At 50.3% G+C, this 24448-nt stretch carries 19 protein-coding genes; 11 read left to right on the top strand and 8 right to left on the bottom strand.

Annotation, left to right across the window (positions count from 1 at the left end; all coding sequences use genetic code 11):
* The first annotated feature begins 10 nt into the window (after window positions 1-10).
* Window positions 11-604 (top strand): hypothetical protein, encoded by a 594-nt coding sequence (locus ACSHSR_RS05970; RefSeq protein ID WP_479631341.1) that lies wholly within the window; start codon window positions 11-13, stop codon window positions 602-604.
* A gap of 225 nt (window positions 605-829) precedes the next feature.
* Here the strand turns inward: ACSHSR_RS05970 and ACSHSR_RS05975 are convergent, their stop codons facing one another.
* Entirely contained in the window at window positions 830-1846 is a 1017-nt protein-coding gene (locus ACSHSR_RS05975; RefSeq protein ID WP_039034405.1) for an IS110 family RNA-guided transposase, read from the bottom strand.
* Here ACSHSR_RS05975 and ACSHSR_RS05980 point away from each other — a divergent pair.
* The 3 genes from ACSHSR_RS05980 (at window position 1799) to ACSHSR_RS05990 (ending at window position 5226) form a co-directional block, all read left to right on the top strand.
* Complete coding sequence (locus ACSHSR_RS05980) at window positions 1799-3397, top strand: ATP-binding protein (RefSeq protein WP_479631342.1); 1599 nt, start codon at window positions 1799-1801, stop codon at window positions 3395-3397. The genes ACSHSR_RS05975 and ACSHSR_RS05980 overlap by 48 nt on opposite strands.
* Window positions 3385-4482 (top strand): response regulator transcription factor, encoded by a 1098-nt coding sequence (locus ACSHSR_RS05985; RefSeq protein WP_208139038.1) that lies wholly within the window; start codon window positions 3385-3387, stop codon window positions 4480-4482. The genes ACSHSR_RS05980 and ACSHSR_RS05985 overlap by 13 nt, the downstream gene beginning before the upstream one ends.
* A gap of 201 nt (window positions 4483-4683) precedes the next feature.
* Entirely contained in the window at window positions 4684-5226 is a 543-nt protein-coding gene (locus ACSHSR_RS05990) for a hemerythrin domain-containing protein (RefSeq protein ID WP_025010584.1), read from the top strand.
* 61 nt (window positions 5227-5287) lie between these two features.
* Here the strand turns inward: ACSHSR_RS05990 and ACSHSR_RS05995 are convergent, their stop codons facing one another.
* From ACSHSR_RS05995 to ACSHSR_RS06015, 5 genes are all read right to left on the bottom strand, one after another.
* Entirely contained in the window at window positions 5288-5470 is a 183-nt protein-coding gene (locus tag ACSHSR_RS05995; protein WP_025010585.1) for a DUF3545 family protein, read from the bottom strand.
* A 190-nt stretch (window positions 5471-5660) separates the two neighbouring features.
* A complete protein-coding gene (gene pgi, locus ACSHSR_RS06000; protein ID WP_045283540.1) occupies window positions 5661-7298 on the bottom strand; it encodes a glucose-6-phosphate isomerase in 1638 nt (545 codons plus the stop codon).
* A gap of 38 nt (window positions 7299-7336) precedes the next feature.
* Entirely contained in the window at window positions 7337-8290 is a 954-nt protein-coding gene (gene tal, locus ACSHSR_RS06005) for a transaldolase (protein WP_025010587.1), read from the bottom strand.
* Between the two features lie 242 nt (window positions 8291-8532).
* Window positions 8533-9633: an OmpA family protein gene (locus ACSHSR_RS06010; RefSeq protein WP_025887204.1), complete on the bottom strand. Its 1101-nt coding sequence runs from the start codon at window positions 9631-9633 to the stop codon at window positions 8533-8535.
* Window positions 9634-9921: 288 nt separating this feature from the next.
* Complete coding sequence (locus tag ACSHSR_RS06015; protein ID WP_045283541.1) at window positions 9922-12288, bottom strand: phosphoketolase family protein; 2367 nt, start codon at window positions 12286-12288, stop codon at window positions 9922-9924.
* Window positions 12289-12713: 425 nt separating this feature from the next.
* Here ACSHSR_RS06015 and ACSHSR_RS06020 point away from each other — a divergent pair, with 425 nt between their 5' ends.
* The 3 genes from ACSHSR_RS06020 to yaaA all read left to right on the top strand — a co-directional run bounded on the left by ACSHSR_RS06020 (window position 12714) and on the right by yaaA (window position 16531).
* On the top strand, window positions 12714-14213 hold the full coding sequence (locus ACSHSR_RS06020) for an alanine/glycine:cation symporter family protein (protein WP_115390053.1): 1500 nt from the start codon (window positions 12714-12716) through the stop codon (window positions 14211-14213).
* Window positions 14214-14346: 133 nt separating this feature from the next.
* The gene (locus ACSHSR_RS06025) at window positions 14347-15672 is read left to right on the top strand and encodes an IS4 family transposase (protein WP_479631343.1); all 1326 of its coding nucleotides are present in this window, start codon (window positions 14347-14349) and stop codon (window positions 15670-15672) included.
* Between the two features lie 82 nt (window positions 15673-15754).
* On the top strand, window positions 15755-16531 hold the full coding sequence (gene yaaA, locus ACSHSR_RS06030; protein WP_117199812.1) for a peroxide stress protein YaaA: 777 nt from the start codon (window positions 15755-15757) through the stop codon (window positions 16529-16531).
* Window positions 16532-16606: 75 nt separating this feature from the next.
* Here the strand turns inward: yaaA and ACSHSR_RS06035 are convergent, their stop codons facing one another.
* A complete protein-coding gene (locus tag ACSHSR_RS06035) occupies window positions 16607-18010 on the bottom strand; it encodes a M28 family metallopeptidase (RefSeq protein ID WP_115390054.1) in 1404 nt (467 codons plus the stop codon).
* A 135-nt stretch (window positions 18011-18145) separates the two neighbouring features.
* Here ACSHSR_RS06035 and ACSHSR_RS06040 point away from each other — a divergent pair, with 135 nt between their 5' ends.
* Window positions 18146-18442, top strand: coding sequence for an ArsR/SmtB family transcription factor (locus ACSHSR_RS06040; RefSeq protein WP_025011907.1), 297 nt, complete (start codon window positions 18146-18148; stop codon window positions 18440-18442).
* Between the two features lie 63 nt (window positions 18443-18505).
* Here the strand turns inward: ACSHSR_RS06040 and rpsT are convergent, their stop codons facing one another.
* Window positions 18506-18772: a 30S ribosomal protein S20 gene (gene rpsT / locus ACSHSR_RS06045; protein ID WP_025011908.1), complete on the bottom strand. Its 267-nt coding sequence runs from the start codon at window positions 18770-18772 to the stop codon at window positions 18506-18508.
* Window positions 18773-19027: 255 nt separating this feature from the next.
* Between rpsT and murJ the strand changes: the two genes are divergently transcribed.
* From murJ to ileS, 3 genes are all read left to right on the top strand, one after another.
* Window positions 19028-20587, top strand: a complete 1560-nt coding sequence (gene murJ / locus ACSHSR_RS06050; protein WP_101059508.1) for a murein biosynthesis integral membrane protein MurJ — start codon at window positions 19028-19030, stop codon at window positions 20585-20587.
* A gap of 65 nt (window positions 20588-20652) precedes the next feature.
* Window positions 20653-21588 carry a bifunctional riboflavin kinase/FAD synthetase gene (gene ribF, locus ACSHSR_RS06055; protein WP_115390055.1) on the top strand — a complete coding sequence of 312 codons (936 nt, stop codon included), beginning with the start codon at window positions 20653-20655 and terminating at the stop codon, window positions 21586-21588.
* A gap of 32 nt (window positions 21589-21620) precedes the next feature.
* The gene (gene ileS, locus ACSHSR_RS06060; RefSeq protein WP_208184959.1) at window positions 21621-24446 is read left to right on the top strand and encodes an isoleucine--tRNA ligase; all 2826 of its coding nucleotides are present in this window, start codon (window positions 21621-21623) and stop codon (window positions 24444-24446) included.
* Window positions 24447-24448 lie beyond the last annotated feature (2 nt).

Raw genomic sequence — 24448 nt, forward strand, 5'->3', positions numbered from 1 at the left:
GGACTTTAACGTGTTTTCCTCTGAGGCTCAAACCGAATTCCCTGGCGACTGGTCCCGACTGCTGATTGAACTGGCTAAATTGCAACTGGGTTTGACCCAGGGACAGGACGTATTGCCGGCCCTGTGCCAGACCCTGGTACATGCCTCAGGGGCAGAGGCTTTGCTGATGGTGGAACGCTCAGAGTTGGGCGCCAACGATATGCCGGAATCAGTCACCTGCTGGTGTCGGGATCCGGTTATCTATTTGACGCTTTGGAGCAGTGTTAATCAATGGGCCAAAGAAGCGAGCCAACAAGAGCTTCATCAATGGCTGAAATTTACCGTCTGGCCAATCAAAGATTCAGATCTATTGCTGTTTTTCCACTCATCGGCTCCCGGTTGGTTTGAGTCTTTGGCCTCATGCCAGGCCAGTATCGGCCCCTTGGTGGGGGCTATCTATCAATGTCAGCTCAGCCGCAGTTCATCACAGTCGGCAGAGGATGAACTCTGCTTCAAGGCCGTTATAGATGGTGCCGACAGTTTATTACTGCTGTTTAGTCTCGAACCTGAGCGAGAACCCATATATGGACCCATCCCGTTTGCAAGACATTTGATTTCAATTTGAGAAGAGTTCATTGCACCCATATATTCGGCCTGTTACTGAGTTAAATCTCTGGCCCTGATGGATATGTGCTTCTACTTTCCTCATCATCCTTGCGGCTTCACGATGAGCCTATGGATTCAACAGGTTTTAAGTAGAACAGTCTGACTGTCTCATCATCAAATCAATTGTCACCGCAACTTGGTGATAGGTTGGCATTATCTTACTTCACAACCTGATTTATAAGCTTCATGTCGCCGGCCGATACGTTTCTTCTTTGGCCGCTATGACCCAGGCAATTCTGGCAAGCTTGTTGGCTACTGCAACGCAGGCGCGATTAAAGCCTCGACGCTCCACGAGGGCCTTCGCCCACAGGCTGAGCTTATCGGTTTTGTGCTCGCAGTGACGCAAAATGGACCTGGCACCATGAATGAACAAGGTTCGTAGATAGGCATTGCCTCGCTTACTGATCCCCAGCAGATTATCCTTGCCGCCACTGCTGTGCTGCCTGGGCACCAGACCGCACCAAGCTGAAAAATGGCGGCCATTGTGAAATGCCTTCCCCTCCCCAACAGCGGCATAAAATGCCGTCGCAGTGACAGGACCAACCCCCAAGACGGTGCCTAATCGTTGGCAGATAGGATTATCAGCATTTTCCTGCAATACCTGCTTTTCACACCCTTTCAGCCTGTTCTCAAGTTCGACAAACTCATTATACAGTCCATGGAAAATCGCTCGACCTTTGGCTGTGAGTGCATTCTCACCGTCTTCCAAAATGTCGGGCAATTGACTGCGAAAGGCCGTTTTTCCCTTTGCCAGCACGATGCCATATTCGGCCAACATGCCTCGAACCTGATTCACCAAGGCGGTGGTTTGCTGTGTGAGTCGCTCACGAACCCTGTGCAACATCTGCACATCTTGTTGTTCGATAGATTTGGCGGGCACGAAGCGCATGTTTGGTCGCTGAGCCGCCTCCGCTATGGCAAGGGCATCGTTGTAGTCATTTTTATTTCCCTGCCGATAGGGAATGACATATTGAGGAGGGATCAACTTAACCTGATGACCAAGGGCAGTAATTTCCCTGTTCCAATAGTGAGCGCCACCACAGGCTTCAATCGCGACCAGGCAAGGTTCCAACTTAGCGAAAAAACCGAGTACTTCTTTTCGTTTAAGCATTTTCTTGCGCACCAGCTTACCTGCTTTGTTGACCGCAACAGCGTGGAACACCAACTTTGCGATATCCAAACCGATGGTTGTAATCTTCATAGTGGACCCATCCTCTTTCCAGATGACTTTCAACAAACTTCATCGTGGCCCATTGCGAGGCCGGTTAAAAGGGGATGGGTCCATTCCATTATCCTTTACGCCAACCCGGCAGCCACAGCAGTGACCTTATATGCCAACCGGGAATTGGTGGGCGCCAATTTAACCGGCTTGTTGTTTGAAGGCGAAGAAAGTGACTCCTTTAGGGAGCAGTTGCGCCGCAAGGGCAGTTATACCGGGGAACTTTGGTGTCATAAGGGCGATGGCGGCAGGGAGTTATTGCATCTCAATTGTTACTGTATTTCCCAAAGTCGGCGCATATACGCCGTTATAGGTCGCGATTACAGCGAGCAGCATCAGTTGCAGCAGGCCGTGGCCAGAACCCAGAAGATGCAGGCCATTGGGGAGTTGGTCGGTGGCATAGCCCACGACTTCAACAATATTCTCGGGGTATTGAAGGGTAACCTGGAGTTAATGCAGCTTAAAACCTCTGATCCCAAAGCTGAAAAATACCTCAATACCGCCTTTAAGGCCTGCCAACGGGGCACAGATCTGACCCGCAGACTATTGTCGTTTTCGCGCCAGGAACAGTTCAATGCCGAGCCTTGCCAGGTCAATGAGGTGATTGAAGGTTTGCAGGAGTTGTTTGCTAAGTCCTTGACCAGTCAAATAACATTGAGTATTGAGCTGGCACCGGATAACAAACCTGTGATGCTCGACAAAGGGGACCTGGAAGACGCCTTATTGAATCTGCTGCTCAATGGTCGCGATGCTATGGAGGGCAAGGGAGAACTCAAGATACGTACCGGCAGTTGCTATTTGAGTGGTTATCTACCCGGGATCGCCATAGGCAAGACCCAGGTAGAGCCCGGGCATTATGTATGGATCAGCGTGATTGATGGCGGTAGTGGTATTCCTGAAGCCTTTCAGGACAAGGTATTCGACCCGTTCTTCACCACCAAGGACAAGAGCAAGGGCACAGGTCTTGGGCTGGCCATGGTGTACGGTTTTGTTAAACGTTCCAAGGGTTATATCGCCATCCTGAACACGGGAGTAGCCGGCACTGAATTCAGATTATGGTTCCCGCAGAGTCGTAAGTTGGCGACTGAGCCACAACTCAGTACCCATACGGGGGAATTGCCCAGAGTCAGGCGTCCGATAAAGGCGATAGTGGTGGATGATGAGCCTGAGATGCTGGAAGTGATGGCCGACTATTGCGACCTGCTGGGGATAGAGGCGGAGCTGTTCCATGATCCCCTCACAGTGCTGCAACGCTACGAGCAGCAGCGTTGTGATGCCGAGCTTCTTATCACAGATGTGTTGATGCCTGGCGGTATCAACGGCTACGAACTTGCACAAAAACTCAATGTTAAACACTCACTGCTTGTATTGCTGATCTCCGGCTTTATTCAGGACATAGGTATTTCCAGCGCCGATGAGATGCCGTTTCCGGTACTGCATAAACCCTTTGATCTGACAGGATTGATTCTGGCACTCAAGCAGGTGGGAATTAGATTTGCTGATGACAGTAAGGGAGAGTTATGGACAATTTAACTGTCTGGGTAGTGGATGATGATGTTGATTATCTGGCTTTGATAGAGGAAGTCTTACAGGATGATTACTCCGTCAAAGTGTTTGATTCGGCAGCAGCTTATTTGGCGGCGTTGGAGTCGGCGACACCGGAAATTATCCTGATGGATATCAATCTGCCGGATTCCAGCGGTGTGGAGTTATGTGCTCACTTGCAATCACAGGGGCGAGAGGCGTCAGTGGTATTTGTTTCCGGTATGAATACCCTCAATGAGCGCCTCAAGGCCTATGAGGCCGGGGCGGTAGACTTTATCGCCAAACCCTTTGAGCTGAAAGAGCTGTTGGCCAAGGTACGCAGTGTGGCGCAATATCAACAGCGCAAACAGTCTCTGATGCAGGCCGAGTCCATGTCGAGAAATATGGCGTTTCAGTCCATGAGTGAATCGTCCCAATATGGCTGCGTGCTGCAATTCTTCCGCCAATGTTTTCTTTGTAACAACTACCGTGCCCTTGCCGATGCCTTTTTTGAGCTGATGACTCAGCTCAACCTCAATACCTGTCTGGAAATACGCACAGACAGCGCCGAATATTTTGTGCCGGACAATGCCCAGATAAGCCCGATAGAAGCCAATATCTTTGAACTTTTGGACAAACAGGGACGCCTGTATGACTTTGGCAACCGAACCATGTGCAATGACAAGCATGTGTCATTCTTGATCAAGAATATGCCGGTCAAGGATGAGGTGCTTTACGGCCGCCTCAGGGATGTGATTGCTGTTGTGGTCGAAGGATTGGAGGCCAGGGTATTGGACATAGAGCGCCAGCAGATGCTGCGACGGGTGATGGATAGGTTACACCTGCTGATGAAGCAGTTGGGTGATTCCATGCAGCAACAGGATCAGCGCTTCCGCGATACCTTATCGGGGATCACTACTGAAATTCGCAGCAGCTTTCATGTGCTGGATATGACAGAAGAGCAGGAGAGTTATTTTACCTCCATGGTTGAGCGACATCTGCGCGAAGCCAGCTCTGCCGGTGAAGCCTTCAATCGTATCCGTGGCTCTCTCAAAGAGATGCTGGTGATGATGGAGGAAAGCCAGGGGGGCTGAGGCGCTTGGCCCGCTTTTCGGGCTAGCAGCGTAAGGCCATTGAAGATTATACAAGGTGCTAATTTATGAAGTATTGATTTAGAAGGTTATTTTCCTTGATCTTTATCATGTCCCCGGAAAACATCTATGGTTAGTATTGAGTAATATTTGGCCTGTTTACTACTATTACCTAGAAAGGCCCGACTCAAAATGGAGTGCCCTATGCTGCAAAGATTGATGAATGACCACAAGCATATTGCCATATTGCTGAAGTTGCTGAAGGGGAAATACCTGAAGCTGGCCGAAGGTGAGCACGTCAATTTTAATCTGGTACGGGATGTTGTCGAATATATGCAGGGCTATGCCGAGCACAGCCATCATCCACTCGAAGACATCATTTACGACTATTTCCTTATCAAGGAGAGCCGTACCGAGCCTACCCGGCGTCTTGAGGAAGAGCACCAAAAATTGATTGAAGCTTCATCGGCCTTGATGGCGACACTCAACCTGATCCTGAACGACGTGGTGGTGGCCAAGGAAAAACTGGTTGCTGAATTGAAGGGATATGTGGATTTGCAGGAAAAGCACATGCTGTATGAAGAGCGGGAGATCTTTCCTTTGCTTGCCAAGAGCCTGAAGGATGAAGACTGGCAGAAGATCCAAAGTATGTGTGAGTTGAAGCTGATAGAGGATCCTTTGTTCAGCAGCGATGATAACCAGCTATTCGACGAGCTGAGAAGCTATATTCAAACCGCAGACAGATAACCTTGTGGGAAGCAGACATTAAAAAAGAGCGCTTGGCGCTCTTTTTTAATGTCTCTCATATTCAGAGGAGGCTGTCGATATCATAGTCAAAACTGCTGTCTATCTCCTGTAATTCCTTCAACAGACGATGTTTATCTTTCAGCGCTTCGATTTCACGCCATTTGCGCTTCTTGTTGGAGCTTCGAGAGCGGCTTGGTCTTTCAACGACTTCGTCTAGCGCACTACCATAATCCAAACGATCCATGGCAACCTCCTGTTGTTGTATGTTTTATCAACATTTAAATATCATACTTGGCAAACAGGGTGCAAGAAGAATGTTTCTATTTTGTTAAACTTGAGTGATGCTTTGATGAAGGCGTATAGACAAGGTGGCGGGCAAAAAAATACCAGCCAGTGGAGCTGGCTGGTATCTGTTGATTTACAAGGTTAACGGGCTAGATTTTTCCTTGTCTGAAGAGATTGATCAGGGCATTGCTGGAAGCATCCAGATCCTGGCTGTTTTGCTCTGCGCCGATACGCGACAGAACTTCATTCCCCAGCGTTTTACCCAGCTCAACTCCCCATTGATCGAATGAGTTGATATCCCAGATAGCGCCCTGAACCAGGGTTCTGTGTTCGTAAAGAGCAATCAAGGCGCCCAGGGTTATTGGGGTCAGCTTGTCCATCAACAGGGTATTGCTCGGCTTGTTGCCTTCCATGACCTTATGTTTGGCAATAAGCTGTTTCTCAGCCTCTGAGAGTGGGCTGTCGGCCAGTTCGGCCAAGGCTTCATCGAAGGTTCGTCCTTGCATCAGCGCCTGGGTCTGGCCAAAACAGTTTGATGCCAGCTGAGCGTGATGCTCACCGATAGGATTATGGCTTTGCAGCGGCAGGATAAAGTCCGCCGGGATCAATGCCGTACCTTGGTGCAACAGCTGGTGGTAGGCGTGTTGGCCATTGGTGCCTTCTCCGCCCCAAATAACTGGCCCTGTGCTGTAATCCACTGAATTGCCGTCCAGAGTGGCGGACTTGCCGTTACTCTCCATATCCAGCTGCTGGAAATAGGCCGGAAGCCCTCTGAGGTAGTGATCATAGGTCAACACCACGTGGGACTGGGCATTGAAGAAATTGTTGTACCATACAGAGAGCAGGCCCATGATCACCGGCATATTCTGCTCAAGAGGTCTGGATGCGAAATGTACATCCATTGCTCTGGCGCCGGCCAACAGCGCCTTGAAGTTATCCATGCCTATCAGGGCGGCTATGGGTAAACCTATGGCCGACCAGAGAGAATAGCGCCCGCCAACCCAATCCCACATGGGGAAGATGTTGTCTTCATCTATGCCAAACGCCGTTGCCTTGGCGACATTGGAGGTAATTGCCGCAAAGTGCTTGCCGATATCCTGCTGTGAACCGCCTTTGGCCAGGAACCACTCTTTGGCGCTGAGGGTGTTGGTCAGGGTTTCCTGAGTACCAAAGGACTTTGACGACATCAGGAACAGGGTGGTTTCAGGATCCAGCTTCTTCAGTTTTTCACTGATGGCCGTGCCGTCGACATTGGCGACGAAGTGACACTGTAGCTTACCGTTCCAATAGGGACGCAGGGCCTCGGAGATAATCTTGGGGCCGAGGAAGGAACCGCCAATTCCGATGGAGACAAGATCTGTGATCTTCTTGCCGGTATAGCCGCGCCATTGACCTGAATAGAGAGCCTCGACAAAAGCCTCCATTTGCGCCAGGGTTTGCTGAACTTCAGGGACTACATTGACGCCATCTACGCGAATATCCGCATCGGCCGGTGCTCTCAGAGCTGTGTGCAACACGGCACGCTGCTCCGTGGTATTGATTGCTTCGCCGGCAAACATAGCCGCTATTTTTTGCTCAAGTCCGGCTTCACGGGCGAGTTTGAGCAGCTCCTGCAGCACGGCATCAGTAAGGCGGTTCTTGGAGTAATCCAACAGCAGTCCACAGTCTTTGAGCGACAGCTGTTCAAAGCGCTGCGCGTTTTCGGCAAAGAGTTCACGCATGTGAGGCAGGTCTGCACTCATCGCCTTGAGAGCCTGCCAGCTAGCGGATTGAGTCAAATGTGTCATGAGTTGTCCCTGATCTTCAATTTCAGCACAGACCTTGTTTAGCTCAGTTTAGCCTTGAGCATGGTCTCGAGTTTGCCCTGATCTATGGCGAAGTTACGGATACCTTCAGCCAGTTTTTCCACTGCCATGGGATCTTCGTTGAACTCCCAGCGGAACTCAGCCTCGGTCAACGGCTTGGGTGGTTCTTGGGTTTCAGTGGCAGGTTGCAGCTTGGTCACTATTTGGGTGTCTGAGTTGGCCAGTTCTTCCAGCAAAGATGGGCCTATAGTCAGGCGATCACAGCCGGCGAGCTCAATGATTTCACCTGTGTTACGGAAGCTGGCACCCATAACCACTGTCTGATAACCATGCTGTTTATAGTAGTTGTAGATCTGGGTTACTGAGACCACACCTGGATCTTCACTGGCGCTATAGTCCTTGCCGGTGTTCTTCTTGTACCAGTCGAGAATACGGCCGACGAAGGGCGAGATCAGGTAAACTCCGGCTTCGGCGCAGGCTCTGGCCTGGGCGAAACTGAACAAGAGTGTCAGATTGCAGTTGATACCGTTTTGCTCCAGCTCTTTGGCGGCACAGATGCCTTCCCAGGTGGAAGCCAGTTTGATCAGAATGCGTGACTTATCGATACCGGCTGCTTCATAGAGCTTAACCAGCTTATAGGCTTTGGCGATGGAGCCGGCTTTATCAAATGACAGGCGGGCATCTACTTCGGTTGAAATACGTCCCGGTACCAGCTTGAGAATTTCTACCCCTATGTTGACCGCCAGCTTGTCTGCGGCGTCTTCCAGTTGTTGCTGCGGATCCTGGCTCTGAGATTTGGCCCAGGAAATAGCATCATCGATCAGTGGGGCATACTCAGGGATCTGAGAGGCTTTAAGGATCAGTGATGGGTTGGTGGTGGCATCTTGCGGATGATAGAGCTTGATCGCCTCGATGTCGCCGGTATCAGCAACTATGGTTGTAACGGATTTGAGTTGCGTGAGTGTGTTTGCCATGAAAAACATCCTTCTCAGATTGCGGCCGTTTACGCGGGGATTGCATGACGCTATTAAAAGCGATTTTGCCCTCGTTTCCAACCAGGATTGAAAAAAAATTACAAAAATGGTGAGAAATTGTCAATGAGGGCCGTTTTCGGTTAAAGGAAGTGTACTCCCATAACCGGGGGAATTCTAATGACACAAAGGCTGAAAACAAAAAAGTCGCTGCAGGGCAGCGACTTTTCCAGAAGAAGTTCAGCTTACTTCAGCAGAGCTTCTTTTTCTTTAAAGCTCAGGTGAGCTTCAATACGGCGGTTAACCTTGTTGGCTTCTGCAGAAGACCCCTGCATCAGCGGCTGGCTTTCACCGTAGCCCTTGGCGTTGATACGGCTGGCATCGATGCCATACTGGTCAACCAGTACTTTGGCAACTGCGTCGGCACGTTTCTGAGACAGCCACTGATTGTAATCGGCTTTACCAGGCAGTGATGCGTGGCCGGCGATTTCCAGATCGGCTTTAGGGTACTTGTTCATGAAGTCAGCGACTTTCTGGATTTCAGCCATAGAGTCGGCTTTCAGTACAGATGAGTTGTTATCGAACTCAGCCTTAACTTCCAGCTTCTCCAGCTTCTCAACATAGATAGAGCAACCGTTGGCGTCTACCTTGTGGTTAGCTGGTGTGTTTGGACATTGGTCCATATCGTCGTTGACACCGTCGTTGTCGCTGTCAACTGGCTCTATGACCACTGGCGCTACTGGAGCAGGCTTTGAAGTGCTGCCGAAACGGTAGCTCAGTTCAAGACCCCAGTAGTTGCTTTCCATTGCCAGAGTGTTCCACTTTTCTTCGTCGAGGTTTTCATAACGACGATACTTGGCGGCCAGTTTCAGGTTCTCTGTGATGTTGTAACCGATACCAGCACCGAAGTAAGGTGCAACACCGCTGTCACTGTAGTACTCGCTACCCCATTGTCTGTTGTTGGAAATGTGGTAGTTCATGGCACCGGCTTCAGCTGACAGGCTCCACTTGTCAGCGAAAGGCCAGAAAGCCACCAGGCCCAGAGTGGCGCCCTTGGCACCTACGTCATTGAGCTTGTTGGCATAGTCGGTCCATTCGGCACGACCCAGGTCACGATAACCCAGTTCTACACCAAAGTAATCGTTGAACAGGTAACCTGCAAACACGTCCCATGCATATGGATCGTCTTCACCACAGGTTTTCATGGTTTTCTGATCGCAGTTAGGTTCGTAGTTATTTACACCGAGGCCCGCACCCACATACCATGGGCTGAGCTCGTCTGCTGCAGATGCTGCAAAAGGCATCATAGATGCGAGCAACAATACTTTAAATGTCTTATTCATCATGTTCTCCAAGTCCATTGCTATTCAATTACCCAGATGTCCCGTATAGGAAACATGACTAGCACTTAATGTGGGATTTCCTTTAGTGTTTTAGCTAGCTGGGTCAATTATCCATTGAAAAAAAGCAATTTTCCACTTATCGACCAATAAATTTATTGTTCAAGATTTGCTCTTGGGCTTTGCTTAACAATTTAAAATAAAGAAAAAGCGCCTGTTTGAAGGCGCTTTTTTTATTTTTGGCAAACAATTTTATAACTAAATTATTTGTCTATTGTTTAGCTAAGGTTCAGCTTAACGGGTCCAAATCCAGTTCTCGATATACTCAGGATCCACACCATTGGCCTTGATATAATTTCTATGATCAACCAAGCGTTGTAACATATCTGTGGTAATCGCAACGTGGCGGGTTTCATCGATAACACCTTGCTGGAATAGTTTGTAAGCCATGTCTATTACTAGGTGATAACGGGAAGTACCGTTACGAACACCCATATCAAATGGTGTGGTGGTTGAACCTTCCTCTTCATAACCTTTAATTCTGAATCTGTGACTACCTTTGTAATCGAAGATCAGTTTTTTGATGGTGTTTGGATAACCGTGATAGTTAAATACCACACCTTTATTTTCGGTGAATATCTCATCCATCAACCAAGGTTTTTCCTGGAACTTGAGGCTACCCAGACCACTGCTGTGTAATTCAGTGACGCTGACAAAGCGGATACGCACTCTTGGCAGGAGTTCACGAATTAATACCAATGCCGCCATACACTCCTGAGTGACATAGTCACCACAGCCAGCCAGGACGACATCAGGGTTTTCATCTGAGGCAAAGTCCCAGACCATTACACCGTCTTTGGCTTGTTTACGAGCTTCATCAAGGCTCAGCCATTGAGGCAGCTCTTTCTTACCGGCGACCAGAATGTTCAGTTTGTCGCGGTCGGCGAAAGCGCGTTCTGTGTAAACCAGAGTGGTGTTGGCATCAGCAGGCAGATAAGCCGAGATAATCTTCGGATGTTTCTCAAGCATGGCGCCCAGGAAAGAAGGGTTCTGGTGAGAGTAACCGTTGTGATCCTGACGTTCCAGCAGAGAGGAAAGAACCACGTTGCAAGCCGGCAGCGGCTTACGGAAGTGAACCCCTTGGCTGGCATAGACATACTTACAGTATTGGTCAGCCATGGAAGACACTACCTGAGAGAAAGACTCATAGGTAGGGAACATGGCGTGACGGCCGGTAACTGTGTAGCCGTGCATCATGCCGAACAGCAGGTTTTCAGACAACAGCTCCATGACCCGACCATCGCGGCTCATATCTTCATCCCAGCTTTCAATCGGCCATTGCCAGGCGCGATCTGTCGCTTCGAATACGGCTTGCAGCTGGTTGGAGTAAGTTTCGTCAGGGCTGAAGATCCGCAGGTTGCGCTGATCTTTATTGAGGCGGAAGGCTTCGCGCATCCACTGACCCATTTTCAGCATGGAATAACCACGATGACCTCTTGGGACTTCGGGGCCATAGGCCAGTTTTTCCAGATCAGGATTGCTGAGGGCGCGCACCACTTCACCACCATAGCTCATCTTTTGACGGCCACAGCAGAGTTCTGCAGGGGGCAGCAGTGACTGGATGTCTTTGTCGAAGACAATCTGGTTCTGCTCATTGATAGAGTAAAGTTCAGAGAACTTGTAGCTGTCGAGCCAGCCATCCAATGCGGCCAGATGTCCTTTGTCGGTGGCACACTTATTGACAATTACCTGGTGAGACTCGCAGTTGCCTTCGAGTTTTTTGCCATCGTATTCGGGAACGCCGGTCCAGCCTTTGGCGGTGCGCATCAGGATCACCGGCCAACGTGGCTTGACCACATCTTCGCCGTTGCGGGCACGTTTCTGGATGTCGTTGATCATCTCATAAGCCGTATCCATCGCTTTGGTCATCTGCAGGTAGACATCTTCTTCCTGCTCGCTGTCCACTATGATGGGGTGATAACCCAGGCCTCTGAATTCAAGTTCCAGCTCTTCGTGGCTCATGCGTCCCATACGGGTTGGGCCGGAAATCTTGTAACCATTAATATGCACTATTGGCAGTATGGCACCGTTGGTGGCAGGAGAAACCAGACGGTTGGCATACCAGGAAGCAGCCAGTGGACCGGTTTCAGATTCGCCGTCACCAACGAGTACAGCGGCAATCAAGTCAGGATTATCCAGAACAGCGCCCCAAGCGACAGACAAGGAGTAGCCCAGCTCACCCCCTTCAAGGATTTGTCCGGGAGCTTCGGGGTTGGCATGCGAAGGATAGCCGTAAGCCGCGGAGAACTTGCGACAGATATCTTCAATACCGGTTTCGTTGTACGGAATGGTTTCTGGATAGAAGTGGCTGAGAGAGCCTTCAAGGAAGAGGTTAGCCTGTACAGCTGGGAAACCGTGACCTGGGCCGACCAGGTAGAGGAATGGGCGCTTGTGCTTGGTAATCAATCTGTTCACGTTGGCGTAGACAAAGTTGATCCCCGGACAGGTTCCCCAGTGACCCAAGAGCCTTGGCTTAATATCACTGTGTTGCAACGGGCGTTTGTACAATACATTGTGCTTGAGGTAAATCTGTGAGGTTGCCAGGAAGTTAGTGGCCCGGACAAATTTCTTCAGTGCACCTATCTCTTGCTTTTGGGTCATATCGTGCCTCGCTTGAGCTAGCTAAAAGTGAATCAGATTATCTTGTAGGTACTATATTTGTAGTTTTATTACAAAAATGTGTCCCGCATCCAAGTTTTGAAAGTTTGTTTAGCCGGTGGCTTTTTTCGAAAGTCTCTGTGATGCCCTTGTTATTTAGGTTATAACACTAGCTTGTTCTGGTGTTTTTATGGTGAATTTACTGTCACATGAGTGATTAAGTGTGATCTTGATCACGCTAGAATTTTAGCATCCTATGCTATTTTCTCCGCCCTCAAGCGCGGCCGGCATACCTTAGTGTATGTAGGATAATTCGAAAAGAAACTGGCCGATGCTTATCCTTTTTCATTCAGGAAGGAATCTTAACCACAAATTTGGCGTCATCCAGTCAGTGATGGGCCAGGTTTGCCACGGGAAAGCTTACAATTATGATAATAGAAACTATCGAAACCATAGTCGGTTTTTTGAACTCTCTTCTTTGGGGAAAACTATTGGTTTATGCCCTGGTGGGGGCCGGCCTGTACTTTACCCTGAGGTTGTTGTTCATTCAGCTTACTCACCTGGGGCATTCTGCCAAGGTGATGGCAACCAGTAGACAGGGCTGTGAAAGTGGTTTGTCTTCATTTCAGGTGTTTTGCACCAGCATGGCCGCCAGGGTCGGGGCCGGTAATATGGCCGGTGTGGCAGTTGCCATAGGGGCCGGTGGCCCTGGAGCCGTATTCTGGATGTGGCTCATCGCCCTTCTGGGTATGGCCACGGCTATGATTGAGTCGACTCTGGCTCAGATCTATAAAGTAAAAGATAAAGATGGCCAGTTTCGTGGTGGTCCCTCCTATTATATGGAACGGGGACTGGGACAACGCTGGATGGGGATTCTCTTCTCCGTGTTTCTGATCATCGCCTTCGGCTTGGTATTTAATGCGGTACAGTCCAATACCATAGCCGGTGCTCTGGAGATCGTGTTTGATGTAAAAGAGGCCTACTGGTTTGATGTAAAAGCCAGTTATTGGATAGGTATTTTCCTGGTGCTGGCCAGCAGTGTGGTGATCATGGGTGGGCTGCGTAAGGTTGCGCGGGTCTCCGAGGTGGTTGTGCCTATTATGGCTTTTGCCTATATCCTGATCGCCATGGTCGTTGTCGGCATGAATATTGAGCAACTGCCGACCATTATTGAATTGATAGTCAACAGTGCCTTCGGCTGGCAGGAAGCGGCCGCAGGGGGAGTCGCTTATACTGTGGCTCAGGCGATGCAGTCCGGGGTTGCCCGTGGTCTGTTCTCCAACGAGGCCGGTATGGGTAGTGCCGCCAATGTGGCTGCCAGCGCGTCGCCAACGCCTAACCATCCAGCATCTCAAGGTTTTGTGCAGATGATAGGTGTGTTTATGGACACTATCGTTATCTGTAGTGCTACTGCTGCCATCATATTGCTGGCCGGTGATCTCAGCGGTGTCAACGTCAGCGAGGGAGACAAGGGGATCCAACTGACCATAGCTGCTTTGACCAACCATGTTGGTGATTGGGGTGGCCTGTTTGTGGCCCTTGCCATCTTGCTATTCTGTTTCACTTCTATTATCGCCAACTACTCTTACGCTGAAACCAATGTGCTGTTCCTTTCCAATAACAGCCGCAAGGTACTGCCACTGTTCCGCTTGTGTGTACTCGGTATGGTGATGTTTGGCGCTGTTGCCAAGATCCAGCTGGTGTGGGATATGGCAGACTTGTCCATGGGGTTGATGGCCACAGTCAATATCATCGCCTTGGTATTGCTTTCCGGTGTTGCCATGCGGGTGATCAATGACTACCGTGATCAGCTGAGCGAAGGCAAAGAGCCTGTGTTTGACAAGAGCCAATTCCCAGAGCTTGAAGGCCATATCGAAGAGGGTATCTGGACCGGTGAACCTGTGGTTCGCAGTGACAAAGGCCTGTAACTGAATCCGGCCCCAGATTGGGGCCATCGAAAAAACCACGCCATCAGTGTAATGCCGATCAGTTAAGACAGATCGCTTGACGATCTCACTGAAAGGATCAAAATCCGATGACCCCATGTCATCGGATTTTTTTATGCAACTTTCAGAAGCTTTGGCGCGTACTCATATCAATCGTCTTACCGAATTCACCTGTCTGGCCGATGTACTTGAGCCTGAGTTAATTCAGTCGTGCCTTGATTCACATGGTGTTGCCAGTTTAAGACGACGTAAGTTACCTATGGATGCCATGATTTGGGCGGTGATTGGTATGGCTCTGTTCAGAGGCGAGTCCGTCCGTTCACTCATCAATAAGCTTGATATCGTCTTACCGCAAGAGGTGGATTACGTTGCGCGCAGTGCTGTCACGCTAGCGCGTAAGCGATTGGGCTCTGACGTTGTTCAGGATGTGTTTAAGCGAAGTGCCAAGACCTGGCATGAAAGAGCAGAACATCCGCATTGGTGTGGGCTCAACCTCTACGGTGTCGATGGTATCGTATGGCGAACACCTGATAGTGAGCAAAACAATCAGGTGTTCGCCAAAACCGCCAACGCTTCTGGTGATGCTGCCTATCCTCAAATTCGCATGGTTTGCATGATGGAGTTAAGTAGCCACTTGGTATTGAACAGTGCCTTTGATTCTGTTGCTGTCAGTGAAATGAGTTTAGCCGCTGAACTGATATCAAGCATACCTAATAACAGCCTGACGCTGTTTGACAGAGGCTTTTATTCGTTGGGACTTTTGCACGCCTGGCAACAGGCTCAACCGAACAGCCACTGGCTGCTGCCGTTGAAGAAAGGGACGCAATATGAAGTGGTACGCTCTTTAGGAAAACACGACCAACTGGTGCAGTTAGCCACCACGCCTCAAGCCAGAAAGAAGTGGCCTATGCTACCTGACAATATTGAAGCTCGCTTACTGACAAAGACGATAAAAGGTAAGTCGGTTTCCATTTTGACCTCATTAACGGACCCATTGCGTTATCCGGGGGCAGAGATAGCGGATTTATATGCCCATCGATGGGAGATAGAAGTGGGCTATCGGGAGATGAAGCAGCATCTTCTGGAGAGTCGCTTTACGTTACGCAGTCAATTGCCAGAGCTGGTTATCCAAGAATTGTGGGGAGTACTGTTGGCCTATAACCTCATCAGATACAAGATGGTGTTGATGGCTAAGAGCTTACCGTCGTTACATCCGAACCAATTAAGCTTTAGAGATGCATCGAGTTATATCATTTTTAAACTGACTCAGCTGTCATCTCAAATGCCTGGGAATGTTCCGAGAGAGGTCTTGGACATAGTGCGTAATGCGAGGCAGTTCAAGCTTGATGGGAAACGGGATAGAGCCTATCCACGTGCGTTAAAAATGAGTAAAAACAAGTATCCCATTAAGCCTAAGAAAAATGCCGTTCACACTAAGTGAACGGCATTACGCCATCAGTGCGTGGTTTTTTTATTTCCTGCCAGTATCATAGGTAAATCTATATGAATAAGACGGAGTGAATATGCTGATTTTGGTTTCACCGGCCAAGACCCTGGATTATGACAACCCTGCGGCGGTATCTGAATACAGCCTGCCACAGTTTCTTGAGCACAGCAGCGAGCTTATTCAGGTTTGCCGAGATCTGACTCCAGCCAATATTGCTTCTTTGATGAAAGTCAGTGACAAAATTGCCGGCTTGAATGCCGCCAGATTCGCCGAGTGGCAACCTGATTTCACCCCGGAGAATGCCAAGCAGGCACTCTATGCCTTCCGTGGTGACGTATACACAGGCCTGGATGCTGACAGCCTTGCCCCGGAAACTGTTGCTCGGGCTCAGCAGCATCTGCGTATTTTGTCAGGTCTCTATGGCCTCTTGAGGCCTCTGGACTTGATGCAAGCCTATCGGCTGGAAATGGGCACCTCCTTGGCCAATCCCAGGGGCAATAACCTGTACGCCTTCTGGGGGAATATCATCACAGATGCCATTAATCAGGCATTGGCTCAGCAAGGGGATGATATTGTAGTGAATTTGGCGTCCAACGAGTACTTCAAGGCGGTTAAAACCAAGCAGGTTGACGGGCGTATCATTACGCCTGTGTTCAAGGACTGTAAAAAAGGTCAGTACAAGGTGATAAGCTTCTATGCCAAGAAGGCCAGAGGCATGATGGCTCGTTACCTATTGGAGCAAGAGGAACAGAGTCTGGAGCGGTTAAGGGCATTCAACAGCGCCGGCTATTATTACAGTGAAGCCGAGTCCAGCACTGATACTCCAGTGTTCCTGCGGGAAGAACAGAGCTGATAGTGTTTTCCTGTATATAAAGATAAGAAAGCCGTTCATTATTGAACGGCTTTCTATATAGAAGGCGGCAGTGATTTATTGTTTGGCAGGCAGTGGCCGCAGTTCCAGTTCAGACTGTGCCATCAAATAGGCGAACTGGGCATAGGCCGCAATGTTTTGTGCCAGCGCCTTGGGATCTATCTTGTCCAGGGTATCGTTGGGGGTATGGTGGTAGTCGAAGTAATCGGTACCATCCTGGCGCAGGGAGGCGACAGGAACGCCACTGGCCGGCAGCATGGAAACATCCGGGCCACCATAGGCGCTGTTGTCACCGGCGGCAACGCCGTTTCGCTGCATCAGCTGGGTCAGTTGCTGTAGTTTGGGCAGCACTTGGTCATTGACCTGAAAGTCAATGCGGTAGATAGGGCCTGCCCCGAAATCGGATTCTGCAGCGATATAGTGTTTATCCAGCTCTGCAGCGTGGGCTTTGGCATAAGCCTTACCACCAACCAAGCCTATCTCTTCGGCCGCATAAAGCACGACACGTACTGTGCGTGCAGGTTTTACAGGTAAATCCTGGATAAGCTTCCCGGCCGCAGTGACAATCGCGACTCCGGCACCGTCATCTATGGCCCCTGTACCTTCATCCCAGGAGTCCAGATGAGCCCCTATCAGCACGATTTCATCTGGCTTGCTGCTGCCGGTGACTTCGGCGATGACGTTATAGGAAATGGCGCTGCCCTTGTTCTCGGGTGACATCTTCAACGTGAGAGTGATATCGGCAGAGCGCTTGAGCATGGCATTGACAAGGTCGGCATCCGGCGCCGACATGGCCGCAGCCGGGATCCGCTTCAAGCCTTCTTCATAGCGCATGGTACCTGTGTGAGCCATACGGTCATGATCTGTACCTATCGAACGGATAACTATTGCCAAGGCTCCTTTACGCGCCGCCTCTATGGCGCCTCTTGAGCGGCCACCTACGCTCTTGCCGTAACCTTTACCTGTCTTGTGGCGCTCGGTTTTCTGATCGATAAAGACAATTTTCCCGGCAACATCATCAGGATTGGCTTCTTTAAGTGCAGCCAGGCTGTCAAAGCGGACTATCTTGGCCGTAATGCCCTCTGCCGGGGTGGCAACGCTGCCGCCTAAGGCCGTGATGACCAGAGGCTGTTGGAAGGGGGCCACTATGCTGGCGCTGGCTTCACCGCGCTCCCACACAGGGACTTCCACCGCTTCCTTATAGACACGGTCAAAACCCAGTGACTGTAGCTTTTTCTCCGCCCAGGCAACCGCCATGGCGTCTTTTGGGCTACCGGCCAGGCGAGGGCCGACTTCCACTGTTAAAGATTCCACAATTTGAAAGCCGAGGTCAGAATCTAGGGCTTTTTGCTGCAATGATTCAGCAAGCAGTTGATTTGTATTGGAAGGAGAGGGGGATTGACAACCAATAAGTGAAGAAATCAACAGTGGGAGTAACAGGGCGGTTCGATAGTTTTTCATGTGTTTCCTTTGTTTTTATTAGGTATGTCCCATTTTTGAAAACAATCTAACAAAAAGTGTGCTTTATGTCCCGACTATCTCCGTAAGGCAAGGCTATATTAGGGACGGAGTTTGTATTAGGAGAATAGGCTCGTCATGAATATTGAGTTGATGCAGCAGCGAGCGGACCATGCCGTCGTATTATTGAAGGCGCTGGCCAATGAGAGGCGTTTATTTATTCTGTGCTATCTCCTGAGTGAGGGAGAGATGTGCGTTGGGGAAATGAACAAGAAACTGGGATTGAGTCAGTCGGCTTTATCTCAGCATCTAGCTTGGTTGCGGAAAGACAATCTGGTGGCAACCCGCAAAGAAGCCCAGACAGTGTACTATTCGCTCAAGAGTGAAGAAGTGCGCGAAATCATCAAGCTGTTGAATAACATCTATTGTCATTGATGTTATTGAATTTCAGATATAAAAAAACCGGCAAATGCCGGTTTTTTTTATGCTGGTATCGAATTAAGCAGCCAGTGCTTTGATACGAGCGTTCAGACGAGCCTTATGACGGGCAGCCTTGTTCTTGTGGATCAGGCCTTTGGTTGCCATACGGTCAAGAATGGGTTGTGCAACAGCGAAAGCTTCAGTAGCCGCTTTGTGATCGCCAGCTTTGATAGCAGCGATAACTTTTTTCACGTAGGTACGCAACATAGAGCGACGGCTAGCGTTGTGTTGACGACGCTTTTCTGATTGAAGCGCGCGCTTCTTTGCAGTCTTGCTATTAGCCAAGGTGCAACTCCTAAAAACTGGATTTGATACTTTTAAAGGCCGAGGAGAATGCCCGGTTTTCGCCACTTTGTCAATGACAATGATTGAATATCCATCATAAAGATAAATTAATCCAACCTGATTTGGCTATCCTCAACCCAACTCGTGTAAGATGTGGCGCAATTCTACCAGCAATTGCTGGCATGTGACAGAGCTTAAGTGGAATTTTTGAGACTTGTCGCCGTTTATGGCGGCTTGAGTCTTCTGGGGGAATATTTGAGCAAAAAATTGGTACGGTCCGGCGCCATTGTCAGCGTCATGACCTTGATTTCTCGTGTGCTGGGATTAGTACGGGATGTGGTAGTCGCCAACTTGATGGGCGCGGGCAGCAGTGCCGATGTGTTCTTTTTTGCCAACAAGATCCCTAACTTTTTGCGGCGCTTGTTTGCTGAAGGTGCCTTTGCTCAGGCTTTTGTACCTGTATTGACTCAGTATCAGGAGAAAGAGTCCAGCGAAGAGGTCAAACTCTTATTATCAAAGGTTGCCGGTACCTTGGGGTTATTGGTAACAGTAGTGACCCTGATTGGGGTTCTGGCTTCGCCAATATTGACCGCTTTGTTCGGAGCCGGCTGGTTTATGGCCTGGGTCAATGACGAGCCTGACGGTGCCAAGTTTGAACTGGCCTCGTTAATGCTGAAGATCACCTTTCCCTATCTATGGTTTATCACTTTCACCGCCTTGGCCGGCTCGATTCTCAATACCCGGGGCCGCTTTGCCGTTTCAGCCTTTACCCCGGTATTTCTCAATGTTGCCATTATCGCCGCTGCCCTATGGTTGAGCCCCACCCTGGATAAGCCTGAAATAGGTTTGGCCTGGGGGGTGTTCTTTGGTGGTGTGATTCAGTTTTTGTTTCAAATTCCTTTTCTGCTGCAGGAAAAAGCACTGGTCCGGCCCTCATGGGGCTGGAATCATCCGGGAGTGGTCAAAATCCGTACTCTGATGATCCCGGCACTGTTTGGGGTATCTGTATCGCAAATCAACCTGATGCTGGATACCTTTATTGCCAGTTTCCTGGTCACAGGTTCTATCAGTTGGCTCTATTATTCAGACCGTTTGTTGGAGTTTCCGCTGGGATTATTTGGTATTGCCATCGCCACTGTTATTTTACCTGCTCTATCCAAAAACCATGTCAATGCTGAGGGTGAGGGCTTTGGTCGCACCATGGATTGGGGGATTCGTGCCATTATGCTGCTGGGTTTACCGGCCATGATGGGGCTGATTGTATTGGCTCAGCCGATGTTGATGGTGCTTTTTATGCGTGGCGCCTTTAGCATCAGTGACGTGGAAATGGCTTCCTATTCTCTGGTGGCCTACGGCACAGGCTTGTTGAGTTTTATGCTGATCAAGGTGTTGGCGCCCGGATATTATGCCCGTCAGGACACCAAGACACCTGTGCGTTATGGCATCATTGCTATGGTTAGCAACATGGGTTTCAATATTATTTTTGCCGTGCCATTTGGATATGTAGGGCTGGCGATCGCCACTTCTCTGTCTGCTTTACTCAACGCTTCCCTGTTATATCGCGGTTTGCATCTGGCCGGTGTTTATAGAGTCAGCAAACAAACAATCATCTTTTTTATCAAGGCATTACTAGCTACTGTCGTAATGGTGGCCCTGTTGCTCTACTTTTCTCCAGAGCAGGCACAATGGCTTGGCTGGTCGTTTGTTGAGCGAATCAGCCATTTGTTTGCCCTGATCTTAGGTGGCGCTCTGGGGTATTTTATCGCACTGGTGCTGCTTGGGATCCGTCCATGGCGGCTCAAAGCCCGGAACTGAGGGCTGATTCTGCTGCCGAGCTGTTATATAATCCGCCAATTTACGTTTGAGCGGTCGTTGATTTCATGGAACTGATTCGCGGAATACACAATATATTGCCGGCCCATCGCGGTTGTGTGCTGACCATAGGTAACTTCGATGGTGTGCACAGGGGCCATGCCGAAGTGATAGCCAATCTGGTCAAGAAGGCACGTCACTTTGGTTTGCCGGCCACCCTGATGACATTTGAGCCGCAACCGCAGGAACTGTTTCGCGGCCAGGATGCCCCTGCGCGCTTGAGCCTGCTTCGCGACAAGGTCAAGCTGCTTGCTGAACTTGGAATAGACAGGCTTGTGTGTGTCAATTTCAATCAAAAGTTTGCCCAAATGCCGGCCAAGGAGTTTGTCGAAGAGCTGCTGGTGCGTAAACTTGGGGTCAAGTATCTGGTAGTCGGTGACGATTTCTGTTTTGGACGGGCTCGTCAGGGCAATTTTGAGCTGCTTCGCTCTGCCGGTGAACAGCACGGTTTTGCGGTAGTCAGTACCCAAAGCTTTTTGGTTTGTGATCACAGGGTCAGTTCCACCATGGTCAGAGATGCGCTGGCCAAGGGCAATCTTGAGCAGGCCAGACGTTTATTGGGACATCCCTATACTCTCAGTGGTAAGGTGGCCCATGGGAAAAAGCTGGGCCGGACGCTGGGGTTCCCCACTGCCAATATCGCCATGAAGCGCAAGGTGGTTCCTGTGAGGGGCGTATTTGCGGTCAGGCTCTGGTGGGATGGCAGTGAGCAATACGATGGTGTTGCCAATGTGGGGTTTCGACCCACGGTTCAGGGACAAAACTGCCAGTTGGAAGTGCACCTGTTTGACTTTGAAGGTGACCTCTACGGGCGTAAAGTAGAAGTGGAATTAGTGGCCAAGATCCGTGACGAGAAACCGTTCGAGTCCCTTGAGGCACTTAAGAAACAAATAATGAATGACGCTGATGAGGCTCGCGCCTTACTCAGCAATGAAGCAGGCTGAGCTCTCTTAGCTAAATTAATGGTATAGGATCAATGAGCGACTATAAATCAACTTTGAATTTGCCGGAAACCGAGTTTCCGATGCGTGGTAATTTGGCAAATCGCGAGCCAGAGATGTTGAAACGCTGGACCGAGGAGAATCTGTACCAACAGATCCGTGATAGCCGTATTGGCCGCAAGCTGTTCATTCTGCACGATGGCCCTCCATATGCGAATGGCGATATTCATATTGGTCACTCAGTTAACAAGATCCTCAAAGATATTATTATCAAGTCCAAGACCTTGTCAGGATTTGATGCGCCTTACGTGCCAGGTTGGGACTGCCATGGTCTGCCGATTGAACTTAAGGTAGAACAGAAAGTCGGTAAGCCAGGGCAGAAAATCTCTGCTGCCGAGTTTCGTGACGAGTGCCGTAAGTATGCCGCCAAACAGGTGGATGGCCAGCGCAATGACTTTATCCGTCTCGGCGTGCTCGGTGACTGGTTTAAACCTTACCTGACCATGGATTTCAGCACTGAGGCCAACATCATTCGCTCATTGGCCAAAGTGATTGACAACGGCCACCTGCACAAAGGGGTTAAGCCGGTGCATTGGTGTACCGACTGTGGTTCTGCCCTGGCCGAAGCCGAAGTGGAATATGAAGACAAGACTTCACCGGCTATAGACGTGGCTTTTACCGCTGTGGACAAGACTAAAGTTTTGGCCGTTTTCGGGGTTACTGAGTATCAAGCGCCAGTTTCCATGGTTATCTGGACTACCACTCCCTGGACCTTACCTGCCAACCGCGCGCTGTCTCTGAGCCCGGATTTGGACTATGTGCTGGTGGAGATTGAGTCTGAAAAAGGTGCCAGGCAAGCCGTTATTCTGGCGGAAGCCCTGGTGGAAAGCTGTATCGCCCGTTATGGCGTCAAGAGCCATCAGAACCTTGGTCGTGCCAAAGGTGCCGAACTTGAGTTGATGCAGTTCCAGCACCCTTTCTATGATTTCAGTGTGCCGGCGATTCTTGGCGATCATGTGACCACCGAATCCGGTACTGGTGTGGTACACACAGCACCTGGACACGGTCAGGACGACTTTGTGGTTGGCCAGAAGTACGGTCTGGAAGTGGCTAATCCTGTGGGTGATAATGGCGTTTACAAGGCGGATACCCCGCTGTTTGCCGGCAAACACGTGTTCAAGGCCAATGATGAAATTGTGGCGCTGCTGCAGGAAAAAGATGCCTTGCTGCACCGTGAAGCCTATCGTCACAGCTATCCACACTGCTGGCGCCACAAGACTCCTATTATCTTCCGCGCCACACCGCAGTGGTTTATCTCCATGGATAACAAAGGGCTGCGTGCTCAAGCCATGGGTGAAATCGAGCAAACCCAGTGGATCCCTGATTGGGGACAGAGCCGGATTGAAAAGATGGTCGAGAATCGTCCTGACTGGTGTATCTCGCGCCAGCGTACCTGGGGCGTGCCTATCACTCTGTTTGTTCACAAGGAAACCGAAGAGCTGCATCCAGATAGTGTGGCCTTGATGGAGCGTGTTGCTCATCGCATTGAGCAGCAGGGCATTCAAGCCTGGTGGGATCTGGATGAGTCTGAGCTCCTGGGTGAAGATGCGGCTCAGTACCGCAAAGTGACCGACACTCTGGATGTTTGGTATGACTCAGGTTCTACCTTCTCATCAGTGGTTGGTGCCCGCCCTGAATTCCAGGGGCAGGGAATTGACCTCTATCTGGAAGGCTCGGATCAGCACCGTGGTTGGTTCATGTCATCACTGATGATTTCAACCGCCATGAACGGCAAGGCTCCATACAAGCAGGTACTGACTCACGGCTTTACCGTGGATGGCAAGGGCCGCAAGATGTCCAAGTCCATCGGCAACGTGATTGCACCACAGCAGGTAACCAACAAACTGGGCGCCGATATTCTGCGTCTGTGGGTGGCTTCTACCGACTACAGCGGTGAAATGACGGTATCCGATGAGATCCTCAACCGTAGCGCCGATGCTTATCGCCGTATCCGTAACACCGCCCGCTTCCTGTTGGCCAACCTGAGCGGTTTTGAGCCAGAGACAGACATGATCGCCATCGAAGACATGGTGGCGCTGGATCGTTGGGTGGTGCGCCGCGCCGCCAAGCTGCAGGAAGAGTTGTTGGAAGCCTATGATGCCTACAACTTCCACATAGTGACCCAGAAGCTGATGCAGTTCTGCTCGGTTGAATTGGGCAGCTTCTATCTGGATATCATCAAGGACAGGCAGTACACCGCCAAGCGTGATGGTCACGCCCGTCGCAGCTGTCAGTCGGCTCTGTATCTGATTGCCGAAGCCATGGTGCGTTGGGTTGCCCCTATCCTCAGCTTCACTGCCGATGAAATCTGGCAGTTGCTGCCGGGTAAACGTGACGCCTATGTGTTTACTCAGGAATGGTACCAGGGCCTCAAGGCCGTACAGCTGGACTCAGATCTGAGTGATGAATACTGGGCACAGTTGCTGCAGGTTCGTGATGAAGTCAACAAGGCACTGGAGCAGGGCCGCCGCGATAAACTAATCGGCGGCGCGCTGGAAGCCGAGGTAACTCTGTTTGCCGATGCGGCGCTGACCGAAGCTTTGGCCAAACTGGGTGACGAGCTGCGCTTTGTGCTGCTGACCTCCAAGGCTGTGGTTAAGCCGCTTGCCGATGCACCTGCCGATGCCCGTGAAACTGAGCTGGCATCACTTAAGCTCAGCGTCGCCAAGTCTGAAGCGGCCAAGTGTGACCGCTGCTGGCACCACAGAGAAGACGTTGGCCAGATCGCCGAGCATCCACTGCTGTGTGGCCGCTGTGTGACCAATATCGAAGGAGAAGGTGAACAACGCCTGTTCGCCTGAGG

The sequence above is a fragment of the Shewanella sp. VK101 genome (genome assembly GCF_056497865.1).

Bases quoted from the DNA above. Each gene is read 5' to 3' on its own strand.
- ACSHSR_RS06020 (WP_115390053.1), top strand. From the start codon at position 12,714: ATGATAATAGAAACTATCGAAACCATAGTCGGTTTTTTGAACTCTCTT.
- ACSHSR_RS06015 (WP_045283541.1), bottom strand. From the start codon at position 12,288: ATGACCCAAAAGCAAGAGATAGGTGCACTGAAGAAATTTGTCCGGGCC.
- ACSHSR_RS05990 (WP_025010584.1), top strand. From the start codon at position 4,684: ATGCTGCAAAGATTGATGAATGACCACAAGCATATTGCCATATTGCTG.
- ACSHSR_RS05975 (WP_039034405.1), bottom strand. From the start codon at position 1,846: ATGAAGATTACAACCATCGGTTTGGATATCGCAAAGTTGGTGTTCCAC.
- ACSHSR_RS06010 (WP_025887204.1), bottom strand. From the start codon at position 9,633: ATGATGAATAAGACATTTAAAGTATTGTTGCTCGCATCTATGATGCCT.
- ileS (WP_208184959.1), top strand. From the start codon at position 21,621: ATGAGCGACTATAAATCAACTTTGAATTTGCCGGAAACCGAGTTTCCG.
- ACSHSR_RS06025 (WP_479631343.1), top strand. From the start codon at position 14,347: ATGCAACTTTCAGAAGCTTTGGCGCGTACTCATATCAATCGTCTTACC.
- pgi (WP_045283540.1), bottom strand. From the start codon at position 7,298: ATGACACATTTGACTCAATCCGCTAGCTGGCAGGCTCTCAAGGCGATG.
- ACSHSR_RS06035 (WP_115390054.1), bottom strand. From the start codon at position 18,010: ATGAAAAACTATCGAACCGCCCTGTTACTCCCACTGTTGATTTCTTCA.
- yaaA (WP_117199812.1), top strand. From the start codon at position 15,755: ATGCTGATTTTGGTTTCACCGGCCAAGACCCTGGATTATGACAACCCT.
- ACSHSR_RS05995 (WP_025010585.1), bottom strand. From the start codon at position 5,470: ATGGATCGTTTGGATTATGGTAGTGCGCTAGACGAAGTCGTTGAAAGA.
- ACSHSR_RS05985 (WP_208139038.1), top strand. From the start codon at position 3,385: ATGGACAATTTAACTGTCTGGGTAGTGGATGATGATGTTGATTATCTG.
- ribF (WP_115390055.1), top strand. From the start codon at position 20,653: ATGGAACTGATTCGCGGAATACACAATATATTGCCGGCCCATCGCGGT.
- tal (WP_025010587.1), bottom strand. From the start codon at position 8,290: ATGGCAAACACACTCACGCAACTCAAATCCGTTACAACCATAGTTGCT.
- ACSHSR_RS06040 (WP_025011907.1), top strand. From the start codon at position 18,146: ATGAATATTGAGTTGATGCAGCAGCGAGCGGACCATGCCGTCGTATTA.